The sequence below is a fragment of the Bradyrhizobium guangdongense genome, from assembly GCF_006483445.1.
GTDB lineage: Bacteria > Pseudomonadota > Alphaproteobacteria > Rhizobiales > Xanthobacteraceae > Bradyrhizobium > Bradyrhizobium guangdongense_A.
In genome coordinates, this window is sequence record NZ_PPPT01000195.1 from 43,979 (window position 1) to 53,933 (window position 9,955).

The following is a 9,955-nucleotide window of genomic DNA, read 5'->3' on the forward strand; positions in this document are numbered from 1 at the left end:
GCTGAGCGTAACCCACCAACTTCGAGCCGCATTTGCGGAAGCATGGTGGGTTACGGCTTCGCCTAACCCACCCTACGAAGCACCTCACATCGGCGGCGTCACGCCATCCCTGCCGACATTGACGCGGCCCGCCTCCAGCGAGCCGTCTTCCTTCTTCGCCGCGCCAAAGATGATCAGCTTGGCACCCGGCTTCACCTCGCTCTTGTCGGCTGCGACGAAGGTGACGACCGGCGTGTCCGGCGGCACCACAACCTTCTTCTCGCCGTCCTTGTACTTGACCAGGATGTTCTGGCCATCGGTGCCCTTGACCGTCTGCGCGACCGTCGCATTGGTCATGGTCGAATTGGGCAGCGCATCCCAGGGACGAAAGCCTTCGGCGGCGCCGCGCTGGTTCTCCGGGAAGATGTGCACCGCGATCGCCCGCTGGGTGCCGTCGGGCTCCGGCATCGCGGTGACGCCGATATAGGACCCCTCCTTGATCTCCGAGAGATCCGTCTTGACGACGGCGAAGACGGCGACATTGTCGGTCATGCGCACCTTCGCGTCGCTGCCCTCGCGCGTCTTGATGCCGAGCGTGTTGCCGTCAACCGTTTCGATGGTGCCGCGGATACGGACCGTCGGGGCCTGCTGGGCGATGGCACAGAGGGAAGACAGGGCCACCATCGCGACAGCGACGAGCGGACGCGCAAACGTCTGACGTTGAACGGGCATGATGACTCTCCGATTGTCCCACGAGAGCAAGACCCCGGACGTCGCCCGATATTCGCTCAAGACTTTGTGAGATCGGCCTCGACCAGCGCACGCAGTTCCGCCGTGACCTCGGGGCGCTTGCCGAACCACAGCTCAAAGCCGCGCACCGCCTGGTGCAAGAGCATGCCGAGCCCATCGGCGGTCTTCAGGCCCCGCGCCGTCGCGGCTGCGAGCAGCGGCGTGACCAGGGGAACATAGACGAGATCGGCCACGACGGCGTCTTGCGGCAAGCGTGTCACGTCGATCTCCAGCGCGGGCTGGCCGTGCATGCCGAGCGAAGTCGTGTTGACGAGCAGTCTTGCGCGCGGCAGCACGTCGGCGACAGCACTCCACGCGATCGGATTCACGCGCGGCCCGAACTCCTTCGCCAGCGCCTCGGCGCGCGCGACGGTACGGTTGGCGAGATGCACGCGTCCGATGCCACGCTCCAAAAGGCCGAACACGACGGCGCGCGAGGAGCCGCCCGCCCCCAGCACCAGCGCCTCCTTGCCTTTGTCCCAGCCCGGCGCACTGGCGTCGAGATTGTTGACGAAGCCTTCGACGTCGGTGTTGGTCGAGCGCAGCTCGCCATTTGCAAACCAGAGCGTGTTGGCGGCGCCGATCGCCCTGGCGCGCGCGTCGGGGGTCGAGAGCGCGAGCACGCCCTCCTTGTGCGGGAGGGTGACGTTGGCGCCGACGAAGCCGCGCAGCGACAGCCGCAGCACGAAGTCGCGCAGATCGTCCGGCGGGACGGCCTCGATGACATAGCCGCCCTCGATGCCGAGCGTGCGCAGCCAATAGCGATGGATCAGCGGCGAGCGCGAATGCGCAGCCGGCCATCCGATCAAGCACGCAGCAGGCACCTTGGACACGACGCTCCCCTTGCACGGTCCCTCCCGGGACATTGTTGCAGGCGATCCATTTCGCGTCCCGGCGGCACTGTCAAGCAGGCGGACGGCGCATCACGGCAGGGGCATCAGGGATGCCGTCGGCCACGACAGATGATCACGGCGATGCCCGCGGTGGGGAGCCCACGATGTCACGCCCGAGGCGATCGCAATTGCCATCGACAGCGGCAGCCCGTGTGTTCGCGCGTGATGCTCACGCGCCCTGCAATGCTCCGATGCGGCGTGCGGCGTAATCCCGTCGCGACGATGCGCCAGCTCATGCTTCCTGGCACGATCATCGCCGGGATCATGCCCCCACCCGGCGCGGCGGCCCCGGCTCCTTCAGGCGAACGCCACGCCCACCGCTTTCGCTGCGCGCCTGCTCGCCGATCAAATCGACGCCGGCCCGGTCGAACGCTTCGACCACCTTCATCAGCGTCTCGACCACGCCGCGAACATTGCCGGTCGAGGCCTCCATCCGCTGGATGGTCGGCAGCGAAACGCCGGCGAGTTCAGCCAGGGTTTTCTGGTCGATGCCGAGCAGCGCCCGGGCTGCCCGCATTTGGAACGACGTGATCACCCCTGCCTCACATATGGAGATTTATTATTGATATCTAATACTAGGACAGTGATGTTAAATACATCATTCGACTGAGAACGCAAGCTCTCGCACGAAGGGCCGGGAGACGCATCCACCGCGGACGATAGGGGCAGCCGCTCAGCAGCGGGTGAAGCGTGCGGAGTCGCGCCGTTTCGGTGCGCTTGGATCCGTGCGTGAGAACGCCGCAGCGATGGTGCCGCCGCTCACCTTGCCCGAAAACGTTCCGGCGCCGCGCGAGAATGTCGCGTTCATCGTGATCTGCGAACCCGTCAACGTTCCGTTGCCCGAGCCCGAGAACGTGGCGCCGTCCCTCGTCTTGCCATTGATGGATGCGCTGACGTTCGATCCGTTCTGCTGCAAGGACATTTGCCAGACGAAACCGCTCGCCCAGGTGCCGCAATACGTGCCCGAAACGGACGGCGCATCCTGCGCAATGGCGTCGGTTGCAACAAGCGCAAGCAAGGCCGCGCCTGCGACAAGGCGAATGCTCACGACCCCCTCCCCAGTCCTGTTCGATCACGCAAACGAACTCACGACGCCTGCGAGGGCGTCATGAGTCCGATTGCAGCACGTTACGCCGCGTCGCGATGCGCGGCGATGATCTGGTCGGCGGCGCGCCCGGTCACCTCGGCCATATGGTCGAACTGGCGCGTAAAGCTGCCGGCACCGGCGGTGGCCGACCGCAACTCCACGATCAGTTCGCCGATCTCGGCCTCCGGCATCATGGCGCGAACCGAATCCCAGCCGCTCCAGCCGTCGCGGGTGTCGAAGCCGAGGATCTGGCCGCGCCGTGCCGACAGGATCGCGTTGATCTTGGCGGTGGCGTCGGTCGGACAGACGATCTCGACCACGTAGATCGGCTCCAGCAGCACCGGCTGGCACTGCGGCAGGCCTTCGTTGAGCCCGATCCGCGCCGCCGTGCGGAAGGCGAGATCGGAGGAGTCGACGCTGTGGTAGGAGCCGTCGGTCAGCGTCACCTGCAAATCGGTGACGGGGAAGCCGAGCGGGCCGCGCGTCAACCCGTCGACGACGCCTTCCTCCACTGCGCCGATGTAGTTGCGCGGCACCGCGCCGCCGACAACTTTCTCGGCGAACTTGAAGCCGTCGCCGCGCGGCAGCGGCTTGATCTCGAGCACCACGTCGCCGAACTGGCCGTGGCCGCCGGACTGCTTCTTGTGCCGGCCGCGCTGGGTGATCGGCTTGCGGATGGTTTCCTGGTAACCGATCCCGGGCGGGTGCGATTTCACGCCGACGCCAAAGCGGTCGCGCAGACGTTCGCTCGCGACACGCAAATGCATCTCGCCCTGTCCCCACAACACGGTGTCGTGGGTCTGGGCGTTCTGCACGATCCCGAGCGAGGGATCCTCCTCGTGCAGCCGGGCCAAGGCCTGGCCGAGCTTGACGTCGTCCTTGCGATCGTTGGCCGCGACCGAGATCGCCAGCACCGGCGGGACCGGCTCCACCGCGATCAGCGAGGCCGGCTGGGTCTTGCCGCTGGAGAGCGTATCGCCGGTCTTGATCGGATCGAGCTTGCCGAGCGCCACCGTATCACCGGCTTCCGCCGACGGACGCTTGCTGTCATAGGCACCGCTGACGGCAAGGATGCCGGACACGCGGCTCGCCCCTCCCGATGAGGATTGCAGCGTGGCGCCGTCGTCGAGATGGCCGGCGAGCAGCCGGGTCAGCGACAGCTTGCCGCCATGCTGCAGATGCAGCGTCTTGAAGACGTAGCCGAGCGCGTCCTTGCTTTCGGGCGCGCCGAGGCGCTTTGCGGTCTCGGCGATTCCAGGCGCCTCGTGACGCAGCGCCTTCATCAGCCGCAACACGCCGTTCTCGCGCGAGGCCGCGCCCAGCAGCACCGGGCAGATCAGGCCTTCGCGCAGTTCGCGCGCGAGGTCGTCGAACACGGCGTCACGCGGCGGCTGGATGTCCTCGAGCAACTGCTCCATCAGCGCATCGTCGTGATCGGCGAGCTTCTCCAGCATCGAGAAGCGGGCCTCCTTCTCGCGATCGAGATCGCCGCCTTCGAGCGCGACCACCTCGGATGCCTTGTGCTCGCGATAGATGAAGGCGCGTTCGAGCGCGAGGTCGACAAATCCCTCGATCAGCTCACCCTTCCAGATCGGGATCTGCCGCAGCACCAGCGGCACGCGCGAGGCCGGCTGCAGCATCGCGAGCGTCTCGCGGATGCGCTTGTTGGCGCGATCGATCTTGTTGAGGAACAGGAAACGCGGGATCTTCATCTCCTCCAGCTCGCGCAGGATGATCTGAAGCTGCGGCAGCTTCTTCTCGTCGGCCTCGCAGACCACGACCGCGGCGTCGACCGCAGGAAGCGCGGCGCGCATGTCGTGGGCGAATTCGACGGAACCGGGACAATCGAGGAAGGTGTAGCTGTCGCCCATGAAACTCGTGGTGGCAGCAGTGAGGCCGACGGTCATCTTGTGATGACGGGCCTCCGGACTGGCGTCGCCCACCGAGGTACCGGCGTCGACGCTGCCGGCGCGCGGGATCGCGCCCGTTCGCGCCATGATCGCTTCAAGAAGAGTGGTTTTACCGCTTTGGAAAGGGCCCACCAGCGCGATGCACCGTGGACCGCGGGGACTTCTGACGTCTTGTCCCATTCGCCGCCTCCTTCATCTGGAGCTCGGCCCGTGATTGGGTCGGCGCGACGATGCTCTGCCCGTCCTTTGATTTTGGCAAGCGCGAAAAATCGCTGCGGTGCGTCGTCCGTTAGGTCGAGTCTCAACGGCCGGGGCGGAGTTCCAGACTCTCCAGGCCGGCGGCGATGCTGACCCCGACCTGGCCCTGCACACTGAGCGGCTGGAGCGCGATCGAATTGTTGGAGCCGCCCACCAGCACGTTACCGCCGACGCCGACGCCCAGCGTCGCGCTGCCCTGCGCGCCGACATAATTGCCCGACAGGTCGCCCGGTCCGAGCCGGTCCACCGGCGCGAACACGCCCCAGGCCAGCGCGGTTTCCTGGGTGATGCCGATGTCGAGGCCGACCTTGCGAATGGTTGCGACGTAGCGGTCCTCCGGGAGGCCGTCGGCGCGCAGCACGCAACCGAGGTGGGTCACCGACCCCACGACGAAGCCGATGCTCGCGCCGCCGCGGCATTCGAGCACGCCGACCCGCACCATCCGCTGCTGCGCACCGGCCGCAACGATTGACGCAACGAGACTGGCGGCAACGAGCCCGGCGAGGGCGAATGAACGGCGCATGGGAAATCTCCGGCTGGAAATATGATGCAAGCGAAGGACGATCGGCGCAGCACAAGCAGCGCGCGATGCTCTATGCCATAACATCCTCTGCGGTGCCAGATTGACCGGAGGCATAAAAAAGGCCCGCGCGACGCGGGCCTTTTCTTCTGATGCGGTGTGGATCAGCGCAGATTGCCGCAGAAGCGCTGGATGCGCTTGCAGGCGTCTTCGAGGTCCGAGGTCTTGGTGGCATAGGAGATACGGAATGCCGGGCCGAGGCCGAAGGCCGAGCCCTGCACCACGGCGACGCCTTCGGTCTCCAGCAGCTCGGTGACAAACTGCTCGTCATTGCCGATCACATTGCCCGACGGCGCCTTCTTGCCGATCGTGCCGGCGCAGGACGGATAGACGTAGAACGCGCCTTCGGGACGCGGGCACTCGATGCCGTTGGCCTGGTTGAGCATGGAGACGACGAGGTCGCGCCGCTCCTTGAACACCTTGTTGTTGGCAGGGATGAAGGTCTGCGGACCGTTCAGCGCTTCCACCGACGCCCACTGCGCGATCGAGCACGGGTTCGAGGTCGACTGCGACTGGATGGTCGCCATCGCCTTGATGAGCTGCGCCGGACCGCCGGCATAGCCGATGCGCCAGCCGGTCATGCAATAGGCCTTCGACACACCGTTCACGGTGAGCGTGCGGTCGTAGAGTTTCGGCTCGACCTGCGCGACGGTGGTGAACTGGAAGTCGTCATAGACGAGGTGCTCGTACATGTCGTCCGTCATCACCCAGACATGCGGATGCTTGACCAGCACGTCGGTGAGCGCCTTGAGCTCGGCCTTGGTGTAGGCCGCGCCGGTCGGGTTCGACGGCGAGCACAGGATCACCCATTTGGTCTTCGGCGTGATCGCGCGCTCCAGCGCTTCGGCCTGCAGCTTGAAACCGGTCGCGGCGGTACAGACCACCGACACCGGCTCGCCGCCGGCCAGCGCCACCATCTCGGGATAGCTGACCCAATAGGGCGCCGGAATGATCACCTCGTCACCCGGATTGATGGTCGCCATCAGCGCGTTGTAGAGCACCTGCTTGCCGCCGGTGCCGACGATGATCTGGTTCGGCTTGTAGGCGAGACCATTCTCGCGCTGATACTTCGCGATGATCGCTTCCTTCAGCTCGGGAATGCCGTCGACCGCGGTGTACTTGGTCTTGCCGGCCTGGATCGCCTGGATCGCTGCCTGCTTGATGTTGTCGGGCGTGTCGAAGTCGGGTTCGCCGGCACCCAAGCCGATGACGTTGCGGCCCGCCGCTTTCAGCGCGCGTGCTTTATCCGTGACCGCGATGGTCGCGGACGGCTTCACACGGTCGAGCGCAGCGGCAAGGAAGGACATCGTCATCTCCTGACAAGCGTCGTGAATCCAGTGTTGGTCACGACTCTGATTGTGGGAATGGAAACACCCTAGGACGGGTGGCGCTGCACCGCAAGAAACTTCCGCAATTGCCGCAAAAGTTTACGTGAGTGGCGAGGTCCACAGCCTCGGATTTGCGCAAGATTCGTAAATTTTCGCGGCAAAATGGCTCATTTCCGGCAAGGCCCGTCCTACCGACCGCGAGGCCTCGCCCGATCCGCAATTGCACCGAATGGATTGCTCCGAGCACGCCCAACGACGACCGCCGGTGGACCTTGACGACGAGCACGCAACACCAAGCGAGCCGTTACAAGTCTTGCGCCGGAGACTGCGATCATGCGACATGAATCGTGCTGCGCGCCGATGATTTGCAAGGGCGATCTAATTGTCGCGCAAGCGTGATCTGAATTGTTTGGTTGCGTTGAAAAGATATTTCGCACGTTTGCAGTGCGGTAGAGTTTTCGAGTTTTTCTAGCGCCCGGGCCTTGCGGCAGATTCGCATCGGCATCATTGTTTAGCCGCGTTGCGGGACGACATGTCCCGCGACCGTCGTCGTCAGGATTCAAAACAAGCGAATGTACAAGCTCTATTCGATGCAACGCTCCGGCAACAGCTACAAGGTCCGCCTTGCGCTGGCGCTGCTGAACGTTCCCTATCAGGCGATCGAGATCGACATTCTGCGCGGCGAGAGTCGCACGCCGGATTTCCTGGCCAAGAATCCGTCCGGCCAGGTGCCGTTGCTCGAGGTCGGCGAGGATCGCTATCTCGCCGAGTCCAACGCCATCCTCTGGTACGTTTGCGGCGGCACGCCGCTCGCGCCCGAGCAGCGCATCGATCGCGCCGAGGCGCTGCAATGGATGTTCTTCGAGCAGCACGCGCTCGAGCCCAACATCGGCGCCGCCTATTTCTGGCTGTCGCTGGTCAAGGGCGGCCGCGACCTCCAGACCCACGCGCTGGAGGACTGGATGGAGCGCGGCTATGGCGCACTGCAGGTGATGGAAAACCACCTCAAGACCAACGAGTATTTTGCCGCCCGCCAGCTCACGGTCGCCGACATCGCGCTCTATGGCTACACCCACCTCGCCGACCGCTGCGACTTCGACCTCTCGACCTTCCCGGCGGTCCGGGCCTGGCTGAGGCGGGTCGAGCAAAGCCCCGGCTTCGTGGCGATGGACTGGCAGCCGGCCGACATCGACAACCCCGCCAGCATCGCGGCGGGCGCCTAAACCGGCCGAAACAGCGGGGATAGCGGCCTAAACAGCGGGCACAACGTTAACCTTTGCCGCGATCTCGCCGCATTCGGCGCGACGGCCGCCAAACTATTGCCTGTAGGAATTGTGACAGTGGTCTGCGTCGCGGGTGATTCGCTCGCGCGTCGAAGGATTTAGACCATGATTCGGGAGTCCGCCACGACGGGCTTTCAAAGCCAGCTAACACCCGCTGCCTCGTCCCGGCTGACCAACGCCGTCGCGGCGTCGCTGGTGATTGCCGCCTTGTCGCTGTGCCTGAGCGTCAGCCTCACCGTGCTGTCGACCAAGGCGACGATGGCGATGACGCTGCACTGACGCAGCCTCACCCTCGATCACGGTCCAGAGCGCCCCATGAGGACACGCGCCGACCCGCATCGCGACAGGACGTCGATGAGAACACCGGTCATCCTGGTTGTCCTGACGCTGACCGCGGCCATCCTGGTCGCGGTGCTGATGCTCGCCGGCACGCGCAAGAGCGCGGGCACGACGCTGCACATTCCGGCCGAGCATATCCAATTGACAGCTTGAGCCGTCCGCTCAAACGCGCGGCGATTTGAGCTAAAATCAGCGCAAAGCTTGTCGCACCGCCTCAGCCGCTCCTTAAGCATCGGCTGCGAAACTCCATCCCGTTTTCGCAAACGTCAGTCACACTTACGCCCCACCTCGTCCTGGGAGTGTGCATGCGGTTCGGATGGCGAGCGATCTGTGGTCCGGCGCTGACGGCAGCGACCGCGCTGCTGGCGCTCCTGCTCGATCGTTTTCTCCCGGTCCCCTCGCCCGCTCCGCTGTTCGTCTGCATCGTCGCCTTTGCCGGCTCGCTCTCGGGACTCGCGTCCGGCCTGGTCAGCGCGGCCATCGCGGTGATCGGCGCGGCGCTGTTCTTCCTCGACCATCGCGGCGTGTCCGGCTACGTCACAGGCGATCTGGTGCGGCTCGGCTTGCTGGCGCTGACCGCGGCCGGAACCGCGGGGATTACCGGGCTGATGCGCCAGCGCCTGCTCGACGCCTTCGCGCTCGAACGCCGCCATTACGCCACGGCGGCGCGGCTATCGGCCGCGCTCGACCAGGTCGACATCGGTATCGTGCTGCTCGACAGCGAGACGCGCGCGGAATTCATCAACCGCGCCTTCCGCGACTATTTTTCGCTGCCCGACGAGAAGGCCGACAGCCGGCCGCCCTTCATCGCGCTGATGTATCACGGCCGCGACACCGGCGCGTTCGAGCTACCCGAGGACGAATTGAGCGCCTTCATCGCACAGCGGATGGAGATGGTTCGGATCGGCGACGCCACGCCGATCAACATCAACCTCGCCAATGGCGAAGTGCTGCGCTTCAGCTGCACCGCGCTGCCCGACGGCGGGCGCATGCTGAGCTACACGCCGGTGACCGACCTCGTGCGCCACACCGACGAGACCTCGCGCGCCGATTATTATCGCGCGCTGCGCGACCCCGCAGGCCGCAAGCTGATGCGCTATCTCCGCGTCGCCGAATAATACATTGATCATTGCATTCTCCATCCCGTATGAAGGAGCGCCCTGCTTCCTCTGCGATCGCGGAATTCCAACATGTCGCTCACCATTCGCCCCGTCACCCGACAGGATTACGACCAGTGGCTCCCGTTGTTCGACGGCTACAACGCCTTCTACGGCCGCTCCGGTCCGACGGCGCTTGCGCCCGAGATCGTCAGCATGACGTGGCAGCGCTTCTTCGATGCCTATGAACCCGTGCATGCGCTGGTCGCCGACGACGACGGCAAGCTGCTCGGGCTGACGCACTATCTCTACCATCGCAGCACCACCGCGATCGAACCGTCCTGCTATCTGCAGGATCTGTTCACGCTGGAAGCCGCGCGCGGCAAGGGCGTCGGCGCCGCGCTGATCCACG

12 protein-coding genes are annotated in these 9,955 nt (G+C 65.2%); 5 read left to right on the plus strand and 7 right to left on the minus strand.

Annotated elements, in window-relative coordinates; translation table 11 throughout:
* Positions 1-84: 84 nt before the first annotated feature.
* The 7 genes from C2U70_RS26770 to C2U70_RS26800 all read right to left on the minus strand — a co-directional run bounded on the left by C2U70_RS26770 (position 85) and on the right by C2U70_RS26800 (position 6,803).
* Entirely contained in the window at positions 85-663 is a 579-nt protein-coding gene (locus tag C2U70_RS26770; protein WP_246666877.1) for a hypothetical protein, read from the minus strand.
* A gap of 104 nt (positions 664-767) precedes the next feature.
* Complete coding sequence (locus C2U70_RS26775) at positions 768-1,601, minus strand: shikimate dehydrogenase (RefSeq protein ID WP_433960711.1); 834 nt, start codon at positions 1,599-1,601, stop codon at positions 768-770.
* 322 nt (positions 1,602-1,923) lie between these two features.
* Complete coding sequence (locus C2U70_RS26780) at positions 1,924-2,196, minus strand: helix-turn-helix domain-containing protein (protein ID WP_140981625.1); 273 nt, start codon at positions 2,194-2,196, stop codon at positions 1,924-1,926.
* A 138-nt stretch (positions 2,197-2,334) separates the two neighbouring features.
* On the minus strand, positions 2,335-2,709 hold the full coding sequence (locus C2U70_RS26785) for a hypothetical protein (protein WP_140981626.1): 375 nt from the start codon (positions 2,707-2,709) through the stop codon (positions 2,335-2,337).
* Between the two features lie 80 nt (positions 2,710-2,789).
* The gene (locus C2U70_RS26790) at positions 2,790-4,838 is read right to left on the minus strand and encodes an elongation factor G (RefSeq protein ID WP_140981627.1); all 2,049 of its coding nucleotides are present in this window, start codon (positions 4,836-4,838) and stop codon (positions 2,790-2,792) included.
* A 121-nt stretch (positions 4,839-4,959) separates the two neighbouring features.
* Positions 4,960-5,439, minus strand: coding sequence for a DUF992 domain-containing protein (locus C2U70_RS26795; RefSeq protein WP_140981628.1), 480 nt, complete (start codon positions 5,437-5,439; stop codon positions 4,960-4,962).
* A gap of 161 nt (positions 5,440-5,600) precedes the next feature.
* Positions 5,601-6,803, minus strand: a complete 1,203-nt coding sequence (locus tag C2U70_RS26800) for a pyridoxal phosphate-dependent aminotransferase (protein WP_140981629.1) — start codon at positions 6,801-6,803, stop codon at positions 5,601-5,603.
* 593 nt (positions 6,804-7,396) lie between these two features.
* Here C2U70_RS26800 and C2U70_RS26805 point away from each other — a divergent pair.
* The 5 genes from C2U70_RS26805 to C2U70_RS26815 form a co-directional block, all read left to right on the plus strand.
* Positions 7,397-8,047 carry a glutathione S-transferase family protein gene (locus C2U70_RS26805; RefSeq protein ID WP_140981630.1) on the plus strand — a complete coding sequence of 217 codons (651 nt, stop codon included), beginning with the start codon at positions 7,397-7,399 and terminating at the stop codon, positions 8,045-8,047.
* Between the two features lie 165 nt (positions 8,048-8,212).
* Positions 8,213-8,386 carry a hypothetical protein gene (locus tag C2U70_RS33195; protein ID WP_186294491.1) on the plus strand — a complete coding sequence of 58 codons (174 nt, stop codon included), beginning with the start codon at positions 8,213-8,215 and terminating at the stop codon, positions 8,384-8,386.
* A 36-nt stretch (positions 8,387-8,422) separates the two neighbouring features.
* Complete coding sequence (locus C2U70_RS33200; protein WP_210243918.1) at positions 8,423-8,599, plus strand: hypothetical protein; 177 nt, start codon at positions 8,423-8,425, stop codon at positions 8,597-8,599.
* Positions 8,600-8,751: 152 nt separating this feature from the next.
* Positions 8,752-9,564, plus strand: coding sequence for a PAS-domain containing protein (locus tag C2U70_RS26810; RefSeq protein ID WP_140981631.1), 813 nt, complete (start codon positions 8,752-8,754; stop codon positions 9,562-9,564).
* Between the two features lie 72 nt (positions 9,565-9,636).
* Positions 9,637-9,955 (plus strand): GNAT family N-acetyltransferase (locus C2U70_RS26815; protein ID WP_140981632.1); only part of this gene is annotated, 319 nt, incomplete at its 3' end.

Coding starts and splice junctions, on each gene's coding strand:
- C2U70_RS26770 (WP_246666877.1), bottom strand. CDS start 663: ATGGTGGCCCTGTCTTCCCTCTGTGCCATCGCCCAGCAGGCCCCGACG.
- C2U70_RS26790 (WP_140981627.1), bottom strand. CDS start 4,838: ATGGGACAAGACGTCAGAAGTCCCCGCGGTCCACGGTGCATCGCGCTG.
- C2U70_RS33195 (WP_186294491.1), top strand. CDS start 8,213: ATGATTCGGGAGTCCGCCACGACGGGCTTTCAAAGCCAGCTAACACCC.
- C2U70_RS33200 (WP_210243918.1), top strand. CDS start 8,423: ATGAGGACACGCGCCGACCCGCATCGCGACAGGACGTCGATGAGAACA.
- C2U70_RS26795 (WP_140981628.1), bottom strand. CDS start 5,439: ATGCGCCGTTCATTCGCCCTCGCCGGGCTCGTTGCCGCCAGTCTCGTT.
- C2U70_RS26805 (WP_140981630.1), top strand. CDS start 7,397: ATGTACAAGCTCTATTCGATGCAACGCTCCGGCAACAGCTACAAGGTC.
- C2U70_RS26810 (WP_140981631.1), top strand. CDS start 8,752: ATGCGGTTCGGATGGCGAGCGATCTGTGGTCCGGCGCTGACGGCAGCG.
- C2U70_RS26800 (WP_140981629.1), bottom strand. CDS start 6,803: ATGTCCTTCCTTGCCGCTGCGCTCGACCGTGTGAAGCCGTCCGCGACC.